Annotated in this window: 29 protein-coding genes; 26 read left to right on the top strand and 3 right to left on the bottom strand. The window is 69.4% G+C overall.

All coding sequences use genetic code 11. The annotated features are described in order from the left end of the window. Positions 1-3: 3 nt before the first annotated feature. The 23 genes from rplP (at position 4) to truA (ending at position 13,018) form a co-directional block, all read left to right on the top strand. Positions 4-423 (top strand): 50S ribosomal protein L16, encoded by a 420-nt coding sequence (gene rplP, locus ACZ6X9_RS20900; protein ID WP_106677952.1) that lies wholly within the window; start codon positions 4-6, stop codon positions 421-423. Further along, on the top strand, positions 423-647 hold the full coding sequence (rpmC, locus tag ACZ6X9_RS20895) for a 50S ribosomal protein L29 (RefSeq protein WP_030368408.1): 225 nt from the start codon (positions 423-425) through the stop codon (positions 645-647). The genes rplP and rpmC overlap by 1 nt, the downstream gene beginning before the upstream one ends. Further along, the gene (gene rpsQ, locus ACZ6X9_RS20890) at positions 647-928 is read left to right on the top strand and encodes a 30S ribosomal protein S17 (RefSeq protein ID WP_004950457.1); all 282 of its coding nucleotides are present in this window, start codon (positions 647-649) and stop codon (positions 926-928) included. The genes rpmC and rpsQ overlap by 1 nt, the downstream gene beginning before the upstream one ends. A gap of 115 nt (positions 929-1,043) precedes the next feature. Next, complete coding sequence (gene rplN, locus ACZ6X9_RS20885; RefSeq protein ID WP_004946682.1) at positions 1,044-1,412, top strand: 50S ribosomal protein L14; 369 nt, start codon at positions 1,044-1,046, stop codon at positions 1,410-1,412. 2 nt (positions 1,413-1,414) lie between these two features. After that, positions 1,415-1,738 (top strand): 50S ribosomal protein L24, encoded by a 324-nt coding sequence (gene rplX / locus ACZ6X9_RS20880; protein ID WP_004946679.1) that lies wholly within the window; start codon positions 1,415-1,417, stop codon positions 1,736-1,738. After that, complete coding sequence (gene rplE / locus ACZ6X9_RS20875) at positions 1,738-2,298, top strand: 50S ribosomal protein L5 (RefSeq protein WP_344031017.1); 561 nt, start codon at positions 1,738-1,740, stop codon at positions 2,296-2,298. The genes rplX and rplE overlap by 1 nt, the downstream gene beginning before the upstream one ends. Before the next feature lie 5 nt (positions 2,299-2,303). Next, positions 2,304-2,489: a type Z 30S ribosomal protein S14 gene (locus ACZ6X9_RS20870; protein ID WP_004946670.1), complete on the top strand. Its 186-nt coding sequence runs from the start codon at positions 2,304-2,306 to the stop codon at positions 2,487-2,489. 245 nt (positions 2,490-2,734) lie between these two features. Continuing rightward, positions 2,735-3,133, top strand: coding sequence for a 30S ribosomal protein S8 (gene rpsH, locus ACZ6X9_RS20865; protein WP_004946667.1), 399 nt, complete (start codon positions 2,735-2,737; stop codon positions 3,131-3,133). Positions 3,134-3,155: 22 nt separating this feature from the next. Continuing rightward, complete coding sequence (gene rplF, locus ACZ6X9_RS20860; protein ID WP_469779472.1) at positions 3,156-3,695, top strand: 50S ribosomal protein L6; 540 nt, start codon at positions 3,156-3,158, stop codon at positions 3,693-3,695. A 3-nt stretch (positions 3,696-3,698) separates the two neighbouring features. Further along, positions 3,699-4,082: a 50S ribosomal protein L18 gene (rplR, locus tag ACZ6X9_RS20855; protein ID WP_004946663.1), complete on the top strand. Its 384-nt coding sequence runs from the start codon at positions 3,699-3,701 to the stop codon at positions 4,080-4,082. A gap of 46 nt (positions 4,083-4,128) precedes the next feature. Further along, positions 4,129-4,731 (top strand): 30S ribosomal protein S5, encoded by a 603-nt coding sequence (gene rpsE / locus ACZ6X9_RS20850; RefSeq protein ID WP_190066381.1) that lies wholly within the window; start codon positions 4,129-4,131, stop codon positions 4,729-4,731. Then, on the top strand, positions 4,731-4,913 hold the full coding sequence (rpmD, locus tag ACZ6X9_RS20845) for a 50S ribosomal protein L30 (protein ID WP_171169730.1): 183 nt from the start codon (positions 4,731-4,733) through the stop codon (positions 4,911-4,913). Before rpsE ends, rpmD begins: the two co-directional genes overlap by 1 nt. 1 nt (position 4,914) lies before the next feature. Further along, positions 4,915-5,370 (top strand): 50S ribosomal protein L15, encoded by a 456-nt coding sequence (gene rplO / locus ACZ6X9_RS20840; RefSeq protein WP_185943965.1) that lies wholly within the window; start codon positions 4,915-4,917, stop codon positions 5,368-5,370. 227 nt (positions 5,371-5,597) lie between these two features. Then, entirely contained in the window at positions 5,598-6,914 is a 1,317-nt protein-coding gene (gene secY / locus ACZ6X9_RS20835) for a preprotein translocase subunit SecY (protein WP_469779636.1), read from the top strand. Continuing rightward, positions 6,914-7,573, top strand: coding sequence for an adenylate kinase (locus tag ACZ6X9_RS20830; protein WP_469779471.1), 660 nt, complete (start codon positions 6,914-6,916; stop codon positions 7,571-7,573). Before secY ends, ACZ6X9_RS20830 begins: the two co-directional genes overlap by 1 nt. Before the next feature lie 127 nt (positions 7,574-7,700). Further along, a complete protein-coding gene (map, locus tag ACZ6X9_RS20825; protein ID WP_469779470.1) occupies positions 7,701-8,540 on the top strand; it encodes a type I methionyl aminopeptidase in 840 nt (279 codons plus the stop codon). 279 nt (positions 8,541-8,819) lie between these two features. Further along, positions 8,820-9,041, top strand: a complete 222-nt coding sequence (infA, locus tag ACZ6X9_RS20820; RefSeq protein WP_003956442.1) for a translation initiation factor IF-1 — start codon at positions 8,820-8,822, stop codon at positions 9,039-9,041. 60 nt (positions 9,042-9,101) lie between these two features. Next, complete coding sequence (gene rpmJ, locus ACZ6X9_RS20815) at positions 9,102-9,215, top strand: 50S ribosomal protein L36 (protein WP_003956441.1); 114 nt, start codon at positions 9,102-9,104, stop codon at positions 9,213-9,215. Between the two features lie 203 nt (positions 9,216-9,418). Continuing rightward, the gene (gene rpsM, locus ACZ6X9_RS20810) at positions 9,419-9,799 is read left to right on the top strand and encodes a 30S ribosomal protein S13 (RefSeq protein WP_004946638.1); all 381 of its coding nucleotides are present in this window, start codon (positions 9,419-9,421) and stop codon (positions 9,797-9,799) included. Positions 9,800-9,868: 69 nt separating this feature from the next. Continuing rightward, positions 9,869-10,273, top strand: a complete 405-nt coding sequence (gene rpsK, locus ACZ6X9_RS20805) for a 30S ribosomal protein S11 (protein ID WP_003948617.1) — start codon at positions 9,869-9,871, stop codon at positions 10,271-10,273. 143 nt (positions 10,274-10,416) lie between these two features. After that, a complete protein-coding gene (locus ACZ6X9_RS20800; protein WP_030209023.1) occupies positions 10,417-11,439 on the top strand; it encodes a DNA-directed RNA polymerase subunit alpha in 1,023 nt (340 codons plus the stop codon). A gap of 177 nt (positions 11,440-11,616) precedes the next feature. Continuing rightward, positions 11,617-12,081 carry a 50S ribosomal protein L17 gene (gene rplQ, locus ACZ6X9_RS20795; protein WP_223769824.1) on the top strand — a complete coding sequence of 155 codons (465 nt, stop codon included), beginning with the start codon at positions 11,617-11,619 and terminating at the stop codon, positions 12,079-12,081. 76 nt (positions 12,082-12,157) lie between these two features. Beyond that, the gene (gene truA / locus ACZ6X9_RS20790; RefSeq protein ID WP_469779469.1) at positions 12,158-13,018 is read left to right on the top strand and encodes a tRNA pseudouridine(38-40) synthase TruA; all 861 of its coding nucleotides are present in this window, start codon (positions 12,158-12,160) and stop codon (positions 13,016-13,018) included. 21 nt (positions 13,019-13,039) lie between these two features. Here truA and ACZ6X9_RS20785 read toward each other — a convergent pair whose 3' ends face one another. Further along, entirely contained in the window at positions 13,040-15,142 is a 2,103-nt protein-coding gene (locus ACZ6X9_RS20785) for a glycosyltransferase (protein ID WP_469779468.1), read from the bottom strand. A 465-nt stretch (positions 15,143-15,607) separates the two neighbouring features. Here ACZ6X9_RS20785 and ACZ6X9_RS20780 point away from each other — a divergent pair, with 465 nt between their 5' ends. Beyond that, positions 15,608-16,450 (top strand): hypothetical protein, encoded by an 843-nt coding sequence (locus tag ACZ6X9_RS20780; RefSeq protein WP_469779467.1) that lies wholly within the window; start codon positions 15,608-15,610, stop codon positions 16,448-16,450. A 309-nt stretch (positions 16,451-16,759) separates the two neighbouring features. On the opposite strand, the gene ACZ6X9_RS20775 is transcribed toward ACZ6X9_RS20780, so the two are convergent. Further along, a complete protein-coding gene (locus ACZ6X9_RS20775; protein ID WP_469779466.1) occupies positions 16,760-17,566 on the bottom strand; it encodes an SDR family oxidoreductase in 807 nt (268 codons plus the stop codon). A gap of 63 nt (positions 17,567-17,629) precedes the next feature. Between ACZ6X9_RS20775 and ACZ6X9_RS20770 the strand changes: the two genes are divergently transcribed. After that, complete coding sequence (locus ACZ6X9_RS20770) at positions 17,630-18,424, top strand: helix-turn-helix domain-containing protein (protein WP_469779465.1); 795 nt, start codon at positions 17,630-17,632, stop codon at positions 18,422-18,424. A gap of 130 nt (positions 18,425-18,554) precedes the next feature. Here the strand turns inward: ACZ6X9_RS20770 and ACZ6X9_RS20765 are convergent, their stop codons facing one another. Then, a complete protein-coding gene (locus tag ACZ6X9_RS20765; protein ID WP_469779464.1) occupies positions 18,555-19,418 on the bottom strand; it encodes a hypothetical protein in 864 nt (287 codons plus the stop codon). A gap of 142 nt (positions 19,419-19,560) precedes the next feature. On the opposite strand from ACZ6X9_RS20765, the gene ACZ6X9_RS20760 reads away from it, so the two are divergent. Beyond that, positions 19,561-19,950 carry a WXG100 family type VII secretion target gene (locus ACZ6X9_RS20760; RefSeq protein ID WP_469779463.1) on the top strand — a complete coding sequence of 130 codons (390 nt, stop codon included), beginning with the start codon at positions 19,561-19,563 and terminating at the stop codon, positions 19,948-19,950. Positions 19,951-19,959: the final 9 nt, after the last annotated feature.

The raw sequence follows: 19,959 nt of genomic DNA, 5'->3' as shown, positions 1-19,959 counted from the left end.
GACATGCTGATCCCTCGCAGGGTCAAGCACCGCAAGCAGCACCACCCCAAGCGGAACGGCATGGCCAAGGGTGGCACCGAGCTCGCGTTCGGTGAGTACGGCATCCAGGCCCTGACCCCGGCCTACGTGACGAACCGGCAGATCGAGTCCGCTCGTATCGCCATGACCCGTCACATCAAGCGTGGCGGCAAGGTGTGGATCAACATCTACCCGGACCGTCCGCTGACGAAGAAGCCGGCCGAGACCCGCATGGGTTCCGGTAAGGGTTCTCCGGAGTGGTGGATCGCGAACGTCAAGCCCGGTCGGGTGATGTTCGAGCTGTCCTTCCCGAACGAAAAGGTCGCTCGTGAGGCGCTGACCCGCGCCGCTCACAAGCTTCCGATGAAGTGCCGCATTGTTCGGCGCGAGGCAGGTGAGTCGTGATGGCCGCTGGTATCAAGGCGACCGAGCTGCGTGAGCTGAACGACGAGGACCTCGTCGCGAAGCTCCGTGAGGCCAAGGAAGAGCTGTTCAACCTCCGCTTCCAGGCGGCGACCGGGCAGCTTGAGAACCACGGTCGGCTCAAGTCCGTCCGTAAGGACATCGCCCGGATCTACACCCTGATGCGGGAGCGCGAGCTCGGCATCGAGACGGTGGAGAGCGCCTGATGAGCGAGAAGAACATGACTGAGACGAACGAGCGCGGTTTCCGCAAGACCCGTGAGGGCCTCGTCGTCAGCGACAAGATGGACAAGACCGTCGTCGTCGCTGTCGAGGACCGCGTCAAGCACGCGCTGTACGGCAAGGTCATCCGCCGTACCAACAAGCTCAAGGCGCACGACGAGCAGAACGCCGCGGGTGTCGGCGACCGCGTCCTCCTGATGGAGACCCGGCCGCTGTCCGCGACGAAGCGCTGGCGCGTCGTCGAGATCCTCGAGAAGGCCAAGTAATCACCTGAGGGCATTAGCCCCCAGGTAAGTTCCGCCAGGCTCGGCGGTGGGCCTCGGATACGCACCCCGTAGACGAGGCCCCCGCCGGGAACCGGCAGACGATCAGGAGATAGACGTGATCCAGCAGGAGTCGCGACTTCGCGTCGCCGACAACACTGGTGCCAAGGAGATCCTTTGCATCCGTGTTCTCGGTGGCTCGGGTCGCCGCTACGCGGGCATCGGTGACGTCATCGTCGCCACCGTCAAGGACGCGATCCCCGGTGGCAACGTGAAGAAGGGCGACGTCGTCAAGGCCGTCGTCGTTCGCACCGTCAAGGAGCGCCGCCGTCCCGACGGCTCGTACATCCGCTTCGACGAGAACGCGGCCGTCATCCTCAAGAACGACGGTGACCCCCGCGGCACCCGTATCTTCGGCCCGGTGGGCCGAGAGCTGCGCGAGAAGAAGTTCATGAAGATCGTCTCGCTCGCGCCGGAGGTGCTGTAAGCATGAAGATCAAGAAGGGCGACCTGGTACAGGTCATCACCGGCAAGGACAAGGGCAAGACGGGCAAGGTCATCCAGGCCATGCCCGCCGAGGACCGCGTCCTGGTCGAGGGTGTCAACCGGGTCAAGAAGCACACCAAGGCCGGCCAGACCGCCCGTGGTTCGAAGACCGGCGGCATCGTCACGACCGAGGCCCCCATCCACGTGAGCAACGTTCAGCTCGTCGTGGAGAAGGACGGCAAGAAGGTCGTCACCCGCGTCGGCTACCGCTTCGACGAGGACGGCAACAAGATCCGCGTTGCCAAGCGGACCGGTGAGGACATCTGATGACTGCCACCACCAACGCACCGCGCCTCAAGCAGCGCTACCGCGAAGAGATCGTCGGCAAGCTGCGTGAGGAGTTCTCGTACGAGAACATCATGCAGGTTCCGGGTCTGACCAAGATCGTGGTCAACATGGGTGTGGGCGACGCCGCCCGCGACTCCAAGCTGATCGAGGGCGCCATCCGCGACCTCACCACGATCACCGGCCAGAAGCCCGCCGTGACCAAGGCCCGCAAGTCCATCGCGCAGTTCAAGCTGCGTGAGGGCCAGCCGATCGGTGCCCACGTCACCCTCCGCGGCGACCGCATGTGGGAGTTCCTGGACCGCACCCTGTCGCTGGCGCTCCCGCGCATCCGCGACTTCCGTGGTCTGTCCCCGAAGCAGTTCGACGGCCGGGGCAACTACACCTTCGGTCTCACGGAGCAGGTCATGTTCCACGAGATCGACCAGGACAAGATCGACCGCGTCCGGGGTATGGACATCACCGTGGTCACCACGGCGACCAACGACGACGAGGGCCGCGCCCTCCTTCGTCACCTCGGCTTCCCCTTCAAGGAGGCGTGACCGAGATGGCGAAGAAGTCTCTGATCGCGAAGGCCGCACGCAAGCCGAAGTTCTCGGTCCGCGCGTACACCCGCTGCAACCGCTGCGGCCGGCCGCACTCCGTTTACCGCAAGTTCGGCCTCTGCCGCGTGTGCCTTCGTGAGATGGCTCACCGTGGCGAGCTGCCGGGCGTGACCAAGAGCTCCTGGTAATTACCCACTTGGGTAACCAGGGCTCTCGGTAAGCCTGTGGACGGCGGGCACCCGCCCCGGCTCTCCCGTAGAGTTGAGGGGTTGGGCGCCCGCCGCCCATGACCGCACGCGCCCTGCACCTGACGTGCAGGCCGCATAACGTCGCTTACTACGCCGTAGGTCCCCGCACCGCACCCGCTCCGACAAGCTCGGGGAGAGGGATGGCGCAGATAGGAAACCCCGGCGAGAGAGGCCGAAGGCCAAACATGACCATGACCGATCCGATCGCAGACATGCTGACCCGTCTGCGGAACGCGAACTCGGCTTACCACGACACCGTGGCCATGCCCCACAGCAAGATCAAGGCGCACATCGCCGAGATCCTGCAGCAGGAGGGCTACATCACCGGCTGGAAGGTCGAGGACGCCGAGGTCGGCAAGTCCCTGATCCTCGAGCTGAAGTTCGGCCCGAACCGTGAGCGCTCCATCGCGGGCATCAAGCGGATTTCGAAGCCGGGCCTGCGGGTCTACGCAAAGTCCACCAACCTGCCGAAGGTCCTCGGCGGCCTGGGCGTGGCGATCATCTCCACGTCCCACGGTCTCCTGACCGGCCAGCAGGCCAGCAAGAAGGGCGTGGGTGGGGAAGTCCTCGCCTACGTCTGGTAACCCGGGAACGGAGGAATAGCTAATGTCGCGTATTGGCAAGCTGCCCATCCAGGTTCCCGCTGGTGTGGACGTCACCATCGATGGCCGCTCGGTCCAGGTGAAGGGCCCCAAGGGCTCCCTTTCCCTCGACATCTCGGCGCCCATCGAGATCGCTAAGGGCGAGGACGGCGTTCTGAACGTCACCCGTCCCAACGACGAGCGTCAGAACAAGGCCCTGCACGGTCTGTCGCGCACGCTGGTGGCGAACATGATCACCGGCGTGACCCAGGGCTACAGCAAGAAGCTCGAGATCAGCGGTGTCGGTTACCGCGTCCAGGCGAAGGGCTCCAACCTGGAGTTCGCCCTGGGCTACAGCCACCCGATCCTGATCGAGGCGCCCGAGGGCATCACCTTCAAGGTGGAGTCCCCGACCAAGCTGACGGTCGAGGGCATCGACAAGCAGAAGGTCGGCGAGGTCGCCGCGAACATCCGCAAGCTGCGGAAGCCCGACCCGTACAAGGCCAAGGGTGTCAAGTACGAGGGCGAAGTCATCCGCCGCAAGGTCGGAAAGGCGGGTAAGTAAGCCATGGCATACGGTGTGAAGATCGCGAAGGGCGACGCCTACAAGCGCGCCGCCGCGAAGCGCCGCCACATCCGCATCCGTAAGCGGATCTCCGGTACGGCCGAGCGCCCCCGCCTGGTCGTCACGCGCTCCAACCGTGGCATCACCGCCCAGGTCATCGACGACATCAAGGGTCACACCCTGGCGTCGGCGTCGACCCTGGACGCGTCGATCCGCGGTGGCGAGGGTGACAAGAGCGCCCAGGCCAAGAAGGTTGGCGCCCTGGTCGCCGAGCGTGCCAAGGCCGCCGGTGTCGAGGCCGTCGTGTTCGACCGCGGTGGCAACCAGTACGCCGGGCGCATTGCCGCTCTGGCGGACGCCGCCCGCGAAGCCGGGCTGAAGTTCTAAGCCCCGGTTCCGGAGCTAGCGGACGTAACAGAGAGAGGTAATTCCAATGGCTGGACCCCAGCGCCGCGGAAGCGGTGCCGGTGGCGGCGAGCGGCGGGACCGGAAGGGTCGCGACGGTGGCGCTGCCGCCGAGAAGACCGCGTACGTTGAGCGCGTAGTCGCGATCAACCGCGTCGCCAAGGTTGTCAAGGGTGGTCGCCGCTTCAGCTTCACCGCGCTGGTCGTGGTGGGCGACGGTGACGGCACGGTCGGTGTCGGTTACGGCAAGGCCAAGGAAGTTCCGGCTGCCATCGCCAAGGGCGTGGAAGAGGCCAAGAAGAACTTCTTCAAGGTCCCCCGGATCCAGGGCACCGTCCCGCACCCGATCACGGGCGAGAAGGCGGCCGGTGTCGTCCTGCTCAAGCCCGCGTCCCCCGGTACCGGTGTTATCGCCGGTGGCCCGGTGCGCGCGGTGCTCGAGTGCGCCGGCATCCACGACATCCTGTCGAAGTCGCTCGGTTCGTCGAACCCGATCAACATCGTGCACGCCACGGTGGAGGCCCTCAAGGGACTGCAGCGTCCCGAGGAGATCGCCGCCCGTCGTGGTCTGCCGCTCGAGGACGTCGCGCCCGCCGCCCTGCTGCGTGCGCGTGCGGGGGCGGGTGCGTAATGGCTCGTCTCAAGGTCACGCAGACCAAGTCCTACATCGGCAGCAAGCAGAACCACCGCGACACCCTGCGTTCGCTCGGTCTGAAGAAGATCAACGACGTGGTTGTCAAGGAAGACCGTCCCGAGATCCGCGGCATGGTGCAGACCGTCCGCCACCTCGTCACGGTCGAGGAGGTCGACTGACATGGCGGAGCAGAACCCGCTGAAGGTCCACAACCTCCGTCCGGCCCCCGGTGCCAAGACCGCCAAGACCCGTGTCGGTCGTGGTGAGGCGTCGAAGGGTAAGACGGCCGGCCGTGGTACCAAGGGCACCAAGGCCCGTTACCAGGTTCCGGAGCGCTTCGAGGGCGGGCAGATGCCCCTCCACATGCGCCTCCCGAAGCTGAAGGGCTTCAAGAACCCCGCCCACAAGCAGTTCCAGGTCGTGAACCTGGACAAGCTGGCCGCGCTTTACCCGCAGGGTGGCGAGGTCACGGTGGCCGACCTGGTCGCCAAGGGCGCGGTGCGCAAGAACGAGCTCGTCAAGGTCCTGGGCCAGGGCGAGATCTCCGTGGCGATCCAGGTGACGGTCGACGCCGTCTCCGGTTCCGCCAAGGAGAAGATCGCCGCCGCCGGCGGCACCGTCACCGAACTCATCTGAGTTCGTTGATCCGACAACCGGGGATGTCCCATCAGGGGCATCCCCGGTTGGTCGTTCCTAGCCGGGCACGGTCGCCGGTAAGGTGGCGTGGACTGTTGCTGTACCCATGGGGGCGACCAACCCCCGGGTCGTGCGGACTGTGCCCGTACGGCCATGACTGATATGTATTCGTCGATCCTCAAGACCGTTACCTCTCACGTGGGTGCGTGAGAGGCGCAGGAGGCACCGTGCTCACCGCGTTCGCCCGGGCGTTCAAGACGCCCGACCTGCGCAAGAAGCTGCTGTTCACGCTGGGCATCATGGTGCTCTACCGGCTCGGGTCGCAGGTCCCGATCCCGGGGGTCAATTACCAGAACGTCCAGACGTGCGTCGACCAGGCCAAGAGTGGTCAGGGTCTGTTCGGCCTCGTGAACATGTTCAGTGGTGGCGCGCTGCTGCAGATCACGATCTTCGCGCTGGGGGTCATGCCGTACATCACGGCGAGCATCATCCTGCAGCTCCTCACGGTCGTGATCCCCCGGCTGGAAGCCCTGAAGAAGGAAGGGCAGTCCGGCCAGGCGAAGATCACGCAGTACACGCGTTACCTGACCATCGCGCTCGCCGTGCTCCAGGGCACCGGCCTGGTCGCCGTCGCGCGCAACGGCGCGCTCTTCGGCAACTGCCCGGTCGCGTCCGACATCGTGCCCAACCACTCGATCTTCACGACCATCACGATGGTCATCACCATGACCGCCGGCACCGCGCTGATCATGTGGCTCGGTGAGCTCGTCACCGACCGCGGCATCGGCAACGGCATGTCGATCCTGATGTTCACCTCGATCGCCGCGCAGTTCCCGAGCGCGCTGTGGGCGATCAAGCTCCAGGGCAAGCTGATGGGCGGCTGGCTGGAGTTCGGCCTGGTCATCCTCTGCGGCCTGGCCATGGTCGGCCTCGTGGTCTTCGTCGAGCAGGCACAGCGCCGCGTGCCCGTGCAGTACGCGAAGCGCATGATCGGCCGCCGCTCCTACGGCGGGACGTCGACCTACATCCCGCTCAAGGTGAACCAGGCGGGCGTCATCCCCGTGATTTTCGCCTCGTCCCTGCTCTACATCCCGGCCCTGCTGGTGCAGTTCACCGACTCCAAGGACTCGGGCTGGGCGCAGTGGGTCCAGGCGAACCTGGTCAAGGGCGACCACCCGATCTACATGGTCACTTACTTCCTGCTGATCGTTTTCTTCGCCTTCTTCTACGTCGCGATCTCCTTCAACCCCGAAGAAGTTGCAGACAACATGAAGAAGTATGGTGGGTTCATCCCGGGCATCCGGGCGGGACGTCCCACCGCGGAGTACCTGAGCTACGTGCTGAACCGCATCACGTGGCCGGGCTCTCTCTACCTGGGCCTGATCGCCCTGGTGCCCACCGTGGCGCTGGTCACACTCAACGCGAACCAGAACTTCCCATTCGGGGGAACCAGCATCCTGATCATCGTGGGTGTCGGTCTGGAGACGGTGAAGCAGATCGAGAGCCAGCTTCAGCAGCGCAACTACGAAGGGTTCCTCCGCTGATGCGAATCGTCCTCGTCGGGCCGCCCGGCGCCGGCAAGGGTACGCAGGCCGCGTACCTCGCCAAGAATCTCGCGATCCCGCACATCTCGACGGGCGACCTTTTCCGGGCGAACATCAGCCAGGGCACCCCGCTGGGTGTCGAGGCCCAGGAGTACATGCGTGCCGGTCAGTTGGTCCCGGACTCGGTGACCGTCGGGATGGCCGAGGACCGGATGGACCAGGACGACGCGGCGGGCGGCTTCCTGCTGGACGGCTTCCCGCGCAACATCGGCCAGGCCGAGGCGCTGGACGCGTATCTGCAGGGCAAGGGCCTGAAGCTGGACGCCGTCCTGGACCTGGAGGTCCCCGAGGACGAGGTGGTCAAGCGGATCGCCGGCCGCCGGATCTGCCGCGCGGACAGCAGCCATGTGTTCCACGTGATCTACAACCGCTCGCAGACCGAGGGCGTCTGCGACGTCTGCGGCGGCGAGCTCTACCAGCGCGACGACGACCGTGAGGACACGGTCCGCAAGCGGCTGGAGGTCTACCACAGCGAGACCGAGCCGATCATCGACTACTACAAGGCCCAGGGCCTGGTGGTGACGATCTCCGCGCTCGGCAAGGTCGCCGAGGTGACCCAGCGGGCCATGGAGGCGCTCCCCGCGCGGGACGTCGCCTGACCCACCCGTGGCGCACGGCCGCGATGCCCTCCGGGTATCGCGGCCGTAGTGTTGTCCGGACCAGTTTTTCCGCGCGGCTCTCCCCGCGCGTTTTCGAGGACATGTCGTCGAGCCGAGGAAGGCCCCCATGGCGGTAGAGATCAAGACCCCGGACCAGATCGCGAAGATGCGCGAGGCGGGGCTGGTCGTCGCCGCCATCCACGCCGCCACCCGGGAGGCGGCGGTCCCCGGCGCGACCACCAAGGACCTGGACGACGTCGCCCGCAAGGTGCTGGCCGAGCACGGCGCCAAGTCGAACTTCCTCGGTTACGGCGGCTTCCCCGCGACGATCTGCACCTCGGTGAACGAGGTCGTCGTGCACGGCATCCCGAGCGCGGACACCGTCCTGAAGGACGGCGACATCATCTCGATCGACGCCGGCGCCATCGTGGACGGCTGGCACGGCGACGCGGCCTTCACGGCCTTCGTGGGCACCGGGCACGCCCCGGAGCTGGTGGAGCTCTCCCGGGTGACCGAGGAGTCCATGTGGGCCGGCATCGCGGCCGTGAGGAACGGCAACCGGCTGGTGGACGTCTCCCGGGCCATCGAGACGTACATCCGCCGCCAGCCCCGCCCGGCCACCGGCAAGTACGGGATCATCGAGGACTACGGCGGGCACGGCATCGGCTCCGAGATGCACATGGACCCCCACCTGCTGAACTACGTCTCCCGCAAGCGGGGCCGCGGGCCGAGGCTGGTCCCCGGCTTCTGCATCGCGATCGAGCCGATGGTCTCGCTCGGCACGCCGCGGACGCACGTCCTGGAGGACGACTGGACGGTCCTCACCGACGACCTGACCTGGTCCTCGCACTGGGAGCACTCCGTCGCCCTGACGGAGGACGGGCCGCTGGTGCTCACCGCCGTGGACGGCGGCAAGGCGAAGCTGGCGGAGCTGGGCGTGACGGCGGCGCCGGATCCGCTGGGCTGAGCGGCGGCCGCCGCGCGGTCCGCGGGGTGGCGGCCGGCGTCGGGTCCGCAGCGTCGGGAGGAACCCCGCCCGGCGGGCCGGGGCCCGGCCCGTGGCGGGGCTTCCGGGGCGGTAGCCGCCGCTTAAGGATCACTGCGGCTGGGCAAGCACCCCTGGATTAGTCTTTCCGGTTGCCCTGACGTAGACTGATGCGTCGGCTCTCGTGTATCCGCATGCCCGCGTTCGCGCGGGGGTACGAATCACGGAGTCGATCAAGGTAGCCGATTCGAAAGGCGAAGCGTGGCCAAGAAGCAAGGTGCCATCGAGATTGAGGGCACCGTGATCGAGTCTCTGCCGAACGCCATGTTCAAGGTGGAGCTCCAGAACGGTCACAAGGTCCTCGCGCACATCAGCGGCAAGATGCGGATGCACTACATCCGTATCCTTCCCGACGACCGGGTCGTAGTGGAGCTCTCTCCGTACGACCTGACGCGCGGACGGATCGTCTACCGCTACAAGTAGATCTTGTCGGCATCCCGCCTCGGCGGGGTGGTGGCACTGACCCGGAGAACCTCACATCCCATGAAGGTCAAGCCGAGCGTCAAGAAGATCTGCGACAAGTGCAAGGTGATCCGCCGCCACGGCCGGGTCATGGTCATCTGCGACAACCTGCGCCACAAGCAGCGCCAGGGCTGACGCACACCGAACCGCACTCCGCAGTTCTTCGCGCGACGCGAGCAACGTACATACGCAGGGCCCGTCCCTCTCTGCAAGGAGGGCGACACCCCCGGTTTCGGAGGCCGGGGACCCAGTCCGTACCAACTCTTCGCCACGGCGGAGGGGACGGCGGCTGGGAGCGGTCCTGTGGAAGACCTCCGACGAACATCTGGAGCCATTCAATGGCACGCGTTTCCGGTGTCGACATCCCGCGTGACAAGCGCGTGGAGGTCGCACTCACCTACGTCTTCGGTATCGGCCGCACCCAGTCGAAGGCGACCCTCGCCGCGACCGGTGTGAACCCGAACACCCGCGTTCGTGACCTGGCCGAAGAGGACCTGGTCAAGATCCGCGAGTACGTGGACGCCAACCTCAAGACCGAGGGTGACCTCCGTCGCGAGATCCAGGCCGACATCCGCCGCAAGGTCGAGATCGGCTGCTACCAGGGTCTGCGTCACCGTCGTGGCCTGCCGGTCCACGGTCAGCGCACCAGCACGAACGCTCGTACCCGCAAGGGCCCGCGTCGCGCCATCGCCGGCAAGAAGAAGCCGGGCAAGAAGTAGTCCTCAGCGGACGCTTGACCACGCGGTCTTCGCTGTAGGACCGACCACCTCCCCCTGTAGGAGTAAGAGATGCCCCCCAAGGGTCGTCAGGGCGCTGCCAAGAAGGTGCGCCGCAAGGAAAAGAAGAACGTCGCTCACGGCCACGCGCACATCAAGAGCACGTTCAACAACACGATCGTGTCCATCACGGACCCGACCGGCAACGTGATCTCCTGGGCCTCCGCCGGCCACGTCGGCTTCAAGGGCTCGCGCAAGTCCACCCCGTTCGCCGCGCAGATGGCCGCCGAGTCGGCCGCTCGCCGCGCGCAGGAGCACGGCATGCGCAAGGTCGACGTCTTCGTCAAGGGTCCGGGCTCCGGCCGTGAGACCGCCATCCGTTCGCTCCAGGCGACCGGTCTCGAGGTGGGCTCCATCCAGGACGTCACCCCGACCCCGCACAACGGCTGCCGTCCCCCCAAGCGTCGCCGCGTCTGATCCTGGGGCCTTCGGGCCCTGGTGTGATCGCGCCGCTTGACACGGCGTTCGGGCGGTACGGCTCCTCGGGGCCGTGCCGCCCGTACCCTTGCAGTACCTCAGGACATCAAATAGTGGGTGTCCATGACTGAAGGATTCATCGCATGCTGATCGCTCAGCGTCCCTCGCTGACCGAAGAGGTCGTCGACGAGTTCCGCTCGCGGTTCGTGATCGAGCCGCTGGAGCCGGGCTTCGGCTACACCCTCGGCAACTCCCTGCGCCGTACGCTCCTCTCCTCGATCCCGGGTGCGGCGGTCACGTCCATCCGCATCGACGGTGTCCTGCACGAGTTCACCACCGTGCCGGGCGTCAAGGAGGACGTCACCGACCTCATCCTCAACATCAAGCAGCTCGTGGTCTCCTCGGAGCACGACGAGCCGGTCGTGATGTACCTGCGCAAGCAGGGCCCCGGCCTGGTCACCGCCGCGGACATCGCCCCGCCGGCCGGTGTCGAGGTGCACAACCCCGACCTGGTCCTGGCGACGCTGAACGCCAAGGGCAAGCTGGAGATGGAGCTGACCGTCGAGCGCGGTCGCGGCTACGTCTCCGCCGTCCAGAACAAGCAGGCGGGCCAGGAGATCGGCCGGATCCCGGTCGACTCCATCTACTCGCCGGTTCTGAAGGTCACCTACAAGGTCGAGGCGACCCGAGTCGAGCAGCGCACCGACTTCGACAAGCTGATCGTCGACGTCGAGACCAAGCAGGCCATGCGCCCGCGTGACGCCATGGCGTCCGCCGGCAAGACCCTGGTCGAGCTGTTCGGTCTGGCCCGCGAGCTCAACATCGACGCCGAGGGCATCGACATGGGCCCGTCCCCGACGGACGCCGCCCTGGCCGCCGACCTGGCGCTGCCGATCGAGGAGCTGGAGCTCACCGTTCGGTCGTACAACTGCCTCAAGCGCGAGGGCATCCACTCCGTGGGTGAGCTCGTCGCCCGCTCCGAGGCCGACCTGCTCGACATCCGCAACTTCGGTGCGAAGTCGATCGACGAGGTCAAGGCGAAGCTGGCCGGTATGGGCCTCGCGCTGAAGGACTCGCCTCCCGGCTTCGACCCGACCGCCGCCGCCGACGCTTTTGGCGCCGATGACGACGCGGATGCGGGTTTCGTCGAGACCGAGCAGTACTAAGAGCTCGGGTCCGACGGACGGATCTTGGGTGCGGGCGCGCTGTGGCTTGTCGCGCAGTTCCCCGCGCCCCTTCCGGGCGCCTCTTCGAGGCGTCCCGGATCTCCGACGGGCATCCGCCCGCTCGGATACTGACCCCGGTACCTGATACGGCCGGGGCAGACACCAAGGAGAAACACCATGCCGCGTCCCACCAAGGGTGCCCGTCTGGGCGGCGGTGCCGCGCACGAGAAGCTGATGCTGGCGAACCTCGCCCGCTCGCTCTTCGAGCACGGCCGCATCACCACCACCGAGGCCAAGGCGCGCCGTCTGCGCCCGGTCGCGGAGCGCCTGATCACCAAGGCGAAGAAGGGCGACATCCACAACCGTCGCCAGGTGCTGCAGACGATCACCGACAAGGGCATCGTCCACACCCTCTTCACCGAGATCGCTCCGCGCTACGCCGAGCGTCCGGGTGGCTACACCCGGATCACCAAGATCGGTAACCGCCGTGGCGACAACGCGCCCATGGCCGTGATCGAGCTGGTCGAGGGCGAGATCGCCAAGAAGGCGACCGTCGCCGAGGCCGAGGCCGCCACCAAGCGTGCGGTCAAGGAGTCCGAGGCCGCCGCCGAGGCTCCGGCCGAGGAGTCGAAGGACGCCTGACGCGTCTGACGTGTCAGTGACGGGCCCGCCCCTTTCCGGGGGCGGGCCCGTCCCGCATTCTGAGAGGAAACACCCGGTGAGTGACGAGGTGGAGCCCGGCCGTGTCCGGGTGCGGCTGGACCTGTCGTACGACGGCAGGGACTTCTCCGGCTGGGCCAAGCAGCGTGAGGGTCAGCGCACGGTGCAGGGCGAGCTGGAGGACGCGATCCGGACCGTGACGCGGTCCAAGGAGACGTACGAGCTGACGGTCGCCGGCCGCACGGACGCCGGGGTGCACGCCCGCGGCCAGGTCGCGCACGTCGATGTGCCCGTCGAGGTGTGGGCCGAGCACGAGGACAAGCTGCTGCGCCGGCTGGCCGGCCGGCTGCCGCACGACGTGCGGGTGTGGCGCGTCGCGGAGGCGCCCGCCGGGTTCAACGCCCGCTTCTCCGCGATCTGGCGGCGGTACGCCTACCGCGTCGTGGACCACCCGGCCGGGGTGGACCCGCTGCTGCGCGGGCACGTGCTGTGGCACGACTGGCCGCTGGACGTCGACGCGATGAACGCGGCGGCCGAACGGCTCGTCGGGGAGCACGACTTCGCGGCGTACTGCAAGAAGCGCGAGGGTGCCACGACCATCCGTACGCTCCAGCGGCTCGACTGGGAGCGGGACGCGTCCGGCGTCATCACCGCGACCGTGAAGGCCGACGCGTTCTGCCACAACATGGTGCGGTCGCTGGTCGGCGCGCTGCTGTTCGTCGGCGACGGGCACCGGCCGGTGGACTGGCCGGGGAAGGTGCTGGCGGCCGGAGTGCGGGACTCGGCGGTGCACGTCGTCAAGCCGCACGGGCTGACCCTGGAGGAGGTCGGCTACCCGGCCGACTCCGAGCTCGCGGCCCGCAACCGGGAAGCGCGCAACAAGCGCACGCTCCCCGGTTCGCCGTCCGGTTGCTGCTAGCCCGTCGCTGCCTTCAGATCGTCACTTGGCTTCAGCGGCCGGGCAGTTGACGGCCAGGTCGCTGTTGACGGTGAGGTACGGGCGGACGCCGCCGACCGTCGGGTAGATGTCGGTCTTGTTGCGGTCGACGATGTCGCCGACGATCCGCCCGATCCGCACCGGCTCGGCGTCGCCGGCCAGCCGCAGCGCCAGGTCCCAGATCGCGCCCTCGTCGCCGCGGGCCGCCTTGAGCTGCGAATGGCGCAGGGTGAAGCGGAAGGACGTCGGGTCCAGGACGGTGACCTCGGCCGAGATGTCGGCCGCGGACTCGGAGCGCGGGGTGCCGATGACGAACGGCTTGGTGTCCTCGGTGAACGAGGTGCCGTACAGGCGGCCTTGGACGGTGAACGACGTCTCGGTCTGCCGGATCGACAGCGCCTCGGCGTGCGCGTCGCGGTGCCAGGCGCGCAGCGCCAGGTACCCGTCGACCGTCGGGTAGGCGATCATCCAGGTGAACGGGGAGCCGGGCAGCGGCTCCAGGCCGAGCAGATTCTTGCCCTCGGCGAGGTGGGAGACGACGCGGCGGCGCGCCTTGTCCTCGTCGCGGACGACGTGCAGGTCCCAACGGCCCTCGGCCAGCCGCAGCGTGGCGCGGTCCAGGACGGCGGTGTAGGGCGCGCCCGGAGTGGCGGGGGTGGCGAGGGGGACGCTGACCGGCTTGCCCTCCTTGCGGCGGGTGACGGTCAGTGAGAGGTCGTCGCCGGCCAGGCCCTTGCCGTCGACGGAGACGACGATGTTGCCGTCGGCGTCGACGCGGGTGGAGGCGGTGGCCTTCAGGGGTCGGCGGACTATCTCCTTCAGCGCCTCGGAGACCGGCTTGCGGGCCGGCTGGGCGACCGGGCGGTGCCGCAGCGGCCGGATGACCTTGCCGATCGTGCGGCGCAGGCTCTGGCCGAGCGGGGCGCTCTTGTCCGCGGCGGCCGCGGTGGCGGCGCGCGGGCTGGTGTCGCCGCCGAGGCTGCGGATCAGGTTCTCGTAGGCGTCGGCGATCTGCTCGGGGGCGTAGCGCTGGGCCGAAATCCTGGCCGCGGCGCCCATGGTGGCGCGCAGCTCGTCGTCCTCGATCAGCCGGAGCAGGCCCTTGGCGATGCCCTCGCTGTCGCCGACGGGGACGAGGAGGCCGTCCTTGCCGTCGGTGATGATCTCGCCGGGGCCGTGCGGGCAGTCGGTGGCGACGACGGGGACGCCGCAGTTCATGGCCTCCACGATCGTCATGCCGAACGACTCCTCGCGGGAGGTGACGGCGGCGATGGAGCCCTTGGCCCACTCGGTCTCGATGGGGGAGTGGGCACCCATCAAGGTGATCGTTTCCGTGAGGTCCAGGCGCTCGATCTGGGCACGGAGCTTGGCCAGTTCGGGACCGCGGCCGTAGATCCGCAGGTTCCAGTCGGGGCGCTTGGCGTGCACGGTGGCCCAGGCGGCGACCAGCAGGTCGTAGCGCTTGACCGGGATGAGGCGGCCGGCGGCGACGACGAGCTTGGTGGCCGGGTCGGCGGGCTCGACCTCGGAGGGCGGGCAGCCGTTGGGAATGCAGATGATCTTCGTCTTGACGTCGGGGAACTGCTCGCGGTGGGTGCGGGCGTCCGCCTCGGAGACGGTGGTGTGGGCGTCCAGGTGCGGGATGGCGCGGTCCTGGGCGGCGCGGATGTTCGGCTCGTGGGTGCCGTAGATCCGGTGCTCCTGGCCGATCTTCAGGTAGCGGTCCTGGCCGAAGCCGGCCAGGTACATCACCAGTCCGGGGCGGGTGGCGACGACGACGTCGGCGTCCGTCTCGGCGAGGTGGTCGGCCACCCGGCGGTCGGTGAGGGCGCTGAAGTGGGCGCCCTTCGCCTCCTTGGGCGGGATGTAGGCGCTGTCCTGCGACAGAAGCGGGTCGTCGCGGTCGGCCCCGTGGTCCTCGCGGGTGTCGATGAGGTTGACCAGCTTGACCTTGGGGTGGAGCGGCAGCCGGGGGACCTTGCCGGTCCGCAGGGTCGACACGATCTCCACGTCGTGCCGGGCGGCGAGCGCACTGGCGACGTTGAACGTGGAGCGGATGGTGCCGCCGATGCCGTACGCGTTCTGCAACAGGAAAGAGATCTTCATGGCGGTGTGTGCGCGGCGCGCTGTGGCGGCGTCGCGTCCGTCCTTCCCCCTGGCCTGGGTACTCGGGGTCCGTCCCCTGCCGGACCGGTCGTGGGCGACCGGTCTCTATCGGTTGAGACCGCTGACAGGGGGTTCGGTTGCCTGGGCAGCCTACATTGTGGCCTCTGTCACGCGGCGGGCGGTGGCGGGCGGGAGCCGTGCCGGGAGTGAACCGGGGGCGCGCGGGGTGACCTCGGGGCGCACGCATGCGAACGCCCGTTCGTATTTCGTATTCGCGCTGTGATGTCCCCGTGCGTCAATCGTGGCGGCGTCCGCTCATCCTGGAAGCTCGAAGAGATCGTGGCGTCCCGCGCGGGGGCCCGACGCCGGAAGGACCGCCGGCGGCCGGGTGCGGGGCGGCGGACCGGGGGGACGCCGGTGTGGCGTGACGGGTCCGGGCCCCGGACGACTGGAAGGGTGGGGGTTGTGAAGGCGAGAACGGCGGCCGCGCTGTGTGCGGTCGTGACGGTGGGAATGCTGGTGCCGGTGACCGGCTGCGCGGGGGGCGGAGCCGGTCACGGGAACGACGGGAAGCGCGCGGTGGGGTCCGCGGACGCGCGGGGCCCCGCGCCGGGGGACCCCGGCGAGACGGAGGAGACCGGGGGCCCGGCGACGGCCGGTGGCGACCGGCGGCCGGAGCGGCTCCGGGGCGTCGAGCTGGCGAAGGACGAGGTGTCCGGGCTGGTGCTCGAGCAGGCGCCGCCGGGGGCGGCCGGCCGCGGCACACCCACCACCACCGACGCCGCCTGCCGGCCGCTGGCCACGGCCCTCGGCTCCCGCCCGCAGCCGCAGCCGCTCGGCTCGGTGGTGACCACGTTCGCCGGCGAACAGGAGGGCCCCGACGAGGGCCTGCTCGGCACCGTCCGGGTCGCCGAGTACCGGCCCGGCGAGGCGGCCGCCACCCTCGACGGGCTGCGGGACGCGGCGGCGGCCTGCGCGGGCGGCTTCACGATGCGGACCGGTGAGGGCGAACGGCAGGTGTTCGACGCGGTCGAGACCGTACGGGCGCCCCGGATGGGTGACGAGGCGGTGGCCTACCGGCTCAGCAACGCGGTGGAGGAGGCGCCCACGCTGATGACCGTGGTGCGGTCGGGGGAAGTGCTGTCCATGTTCTTCGCCGGCAGCTTGGGCGACCCCGGACGGGCGGAGATTCCGGAACGACTGGTCGCCGCGCAGGTGCGCAAGGTCGAGGCGGCCGGGCATCGGCCGGGGGACGGGGACGACAAGGGCGGGGGGCCCGGGGTGCTGCCGCAGGGGGACGAGGGGTAGGCGGGCCGCCCGGACAGGGGGTGCCCCCGGCCTGTCCCCCAGAGGGCCGGCCCTCGCTTCGCTCGCCGGTTTCCGGGGATCGCGTCCCCAGCCCCCCTGACCGTGGCTTCGCCGCCCGTCCACGAAGGACGGGTTGGGAACACGTGGTCACGGCGTCCTGTACCAGCCGTTGCAGCGGTTGCAGCCGTTGCGGCGGTTCCTGACGCCGGTGACAGCGTGCGGCGGGTGCCACGCGGAGACTCCGGGTGCTGCGGGGTGCTGCGGGGTGCCGCGGGGTGCTGCGGGGTGCCGCGGGGTGCTCCGTGCCGGTCACGCACGGGACGCGAGGTGCCGCCAGTCGTTCCACGTGTCGAGCCGCTTCCGGTAGGCCGCCTCGACGACCGGATAGGGGTAGGTGCCGAGGAAGAGCCGCAGGGGTGGGGCGTCGGTGTCGACGAGTTCGAGGACGACGGCGGCGGTGGCTCGCGCGTCCTGCGGCGTACGGGCCGACGCGCCGGCCCGGCGCGCGGCGCGGACGGGTTCGTACGCGGGGAGCGGCTCGGTGTGCACCGCGGAGGCCCCCGACCAGTCGGTGCCGTAGGGGCCGGGTTCGACCAGGGTCACGTGGATGCCGAAGGGGGCGACCTCCTGGGCCAGGGCCTCGCTCATCCCCTCCAGGGCCCACTTGGAGGCGTTGTACAGCCCGAGCGTGGGGAAGGCGGCGAGGCCGCCGAGGCTGGAGACCTGCAGGATGTGCCCGCCGCCCTGGGCCCGCAGGTACGGCAGGGCCGCCTGCGTCACCCACAGCGGGCCGAACAGGTTGGTGTCGAGCTGGGCGCGGGCCTGCTCCTCGGTGGTCTCCTCGACCATGCCGAACAGGCCGTAGCCCGCGTTGTTGACGACCACGTCCAGGCGGCCGAAGGCGCCGGCGGCCCGGCGCACCGCGGCGGTGACGGCGGTGCGGTCGGTCACGTCGAGTCGTATGGGGAGGACAGCGTCCCCGTGGGCGTCCAGGAGAGGCCGCAGGGTCTCGGGGTCACGGGCGGTGGCGGCGACGCGGTCGCCGCGGTCGAGAGCGGCTTCGGCCCAGATACGGCCGAAGCCGCGGGACGCGCCGGTGATGAACCAGGTCTTCATGACCTCGAGCCTGCGCCGCCCGCGCCCCGGCAGCCAGCATCCCCACAGGGTTACCCTCGCGGCATGGCGGCCGACAACCTTCTGGGAGATTTCCTCAAGGCCCGGCGCGGACGGGTCGCTCCGGCGGACACGGCGGTGTCCGGGGGCGGACGACGCCGGGTGCCGGGACTGCGCCGGGAGGAACTGGCCCGGCTCGCCGGCATCAGCGAGCCGTACCTGGTCCGGCTCGAACAGGGCGTCGACCGGCACCCCTCGCCCCAGGTGCTGGACGCCCTCGCGCGGGCGCTGAGGCTGGACGCCGACGCCTCCGCCCACCTGCACGCCCTCGCCGCTCCCGCTCCCGTGCCGCCGTCACGGACCGGGGCCTCCGAGGTCTCGGCGGACGTGCACCGGCTGCTCGACGCGTGGACGGACCGCCCCGCGTACGTGCGGAACCGGTACTTCGACGTGCTGGCGGCGAACAAACCGGCCCGCGCGCTCGCCCCGATGTACGAGCCCGGTGGGAATCTGGTCCGGGCGGTCTTCCTCGACCCGGCGTCCCGGCGGCTCTTCCCCGACTGGGCGGAGGTGGCGGCGCAGACCGCGGCGGCCCTGCGCGCCGAAGCCGACCCGCGCGACCCCAGGACCGTCCGCCTGGTCGCCGAACTGGAGGCGGACGAGGAGTTCCGCCGTGTGTGGACGCGGCACGAGACGCGGCCCGCGCGGGACGAGCTCAAGCGCTTCACGCACCCGGTCGTCGGCGGACTCGCCCTGCGCAGGCAGGCGCTCACCGTCGGCGGCACCGGGCAACAGGTGATCATCGTGTACCAGGCGCCGGCCGGGAGCCCGTCCGAGGCGGCCCTGGCGCGCCTTCTGTGACGCGCCGGGTGTGACGCGCCGGGTGTGACGCACCGGGCCTCCGTCCGCGGTCGGCCGGGGGTCCCGTCCGTCGTTCGGGGGCCCCTGCCGGGTGAGGGGCCGGGGCGGCCCCATGGCGCGGCGGCCGTCGTCAGTGCGTGATGGCGGAAGCCGCCGCGGAGGCCGCCGCGGCCCGCCCCCGGGCCAGGATGCGCCCGAAGGCGTACGTCGAGATGTCCCGGCCGGCGGCCAGCGACTCCGTGTCGTCGCCGGACACCGGCCGGTTGTCGGCATTCCCCGCGACCGTGAAGTAGGCGTACCGGCCCTCCGCGTTGGCGGTCAGCCGGCAGGCCGTGGCCCGGCAGAAGGCGGCGGCGCCGTCGCCCGGCAGCGCGGCGACGTTGCCCGCCGACTGCGCCTTGGCCTTGTCCGCCGCGGCCTTGGTGTCGAACACGGCGACGCCGACCGTGACGGCCACGCCGTCACGCACGTACGTGGCGCGCAGCACCTGGCGGCAGCCGTTGGACGACAGGACGGACCCCAGGGCGCCCTGGGTCACGGACGCACAGTCCGCGGTGGCCGCGGTGGCCGTCCGCCGGTACGTCCGGCCGGACAGCACGGCCTTCGCGTCCGGGAACAGCGTGCCGGTGGTCAGCGGGGCCTTGTCCTTCTCCGCACTGGAGATGAAGGCCCGCGGGTCCTGCGGCGGGGGCGGGGCGACCGGGGCGAAGGTGGGCTCGGGCGTCCCCGGGGAACTCGGCGGGGCGGAGGCCCCGGCGGCGTTCTTCGGGCCGCCCCCGCCACTCCCGCCGTCGCCGTCCGACCGCACGATCGCCGTGGCCACGATCGCCGCCACCCCGCCGGCGGCCAGCACCCCGCCACCGATCATCAGCATCTTCCGCCGGCGGTCGCGCGCCGCCGTGTCCGCGGCGAGCGCCGCCCAGTCCGGCGTCCCCCCACCCGGCCCGGCCCCCCAGGACCCCTGCCCGCCCGGCTCCCCCTGCCCAAAGCTCATGGGGCGCATCGTAGACCGGCGACCGCCGGGTGTCGCCCGGTGCGCCGGCGCGTGGTAGAAGCGACTCTGGGCTCGGCATGAGGATGTACACGTCAGCAATAGGGGTTGGTCTCGATCCGAGGCCAGGAGGGAAGCACGCGACGTGAGTGGTGATCGGCTTTCGGTATCGGACGAGGCGCTGTCCGACTTGGGCGCAGACCTGGCCGAGATGGGGCGGTATCTCAAGCAGAAGAGGGCCCGGCTCAATGAGCTGGTCGACTCGATGGGCACCGGCTGGCGGAGCCCTGCGGGCAGCACTTACAAAAATCTCCAGACGCATCTGAACGAAGACGTCGACCGCATTCGGGAGATGTTGTTCCTCATCGAGAAGGCTGTTGAAATGAGCCGGGGCGGATTCAACGCCCAGGAATTGACTGCCCTGCGTGGGCTGCATCGGCTGCAGAAATCCACTGAAGGGGAGCGGAGTATTCTCGACATGGCAGAAGGCGTGCATTCCCGGTCGAGTGAGAGCATACTGAAAAGATTCTCTTGAGGGAGACGA

It is taken from the genome of Streptomyces sp. NPDC052910 (assembly GCF_055585605.1).
This window is presented reverse-complemented; position numbering and strand designations above follow the sequence as displayed.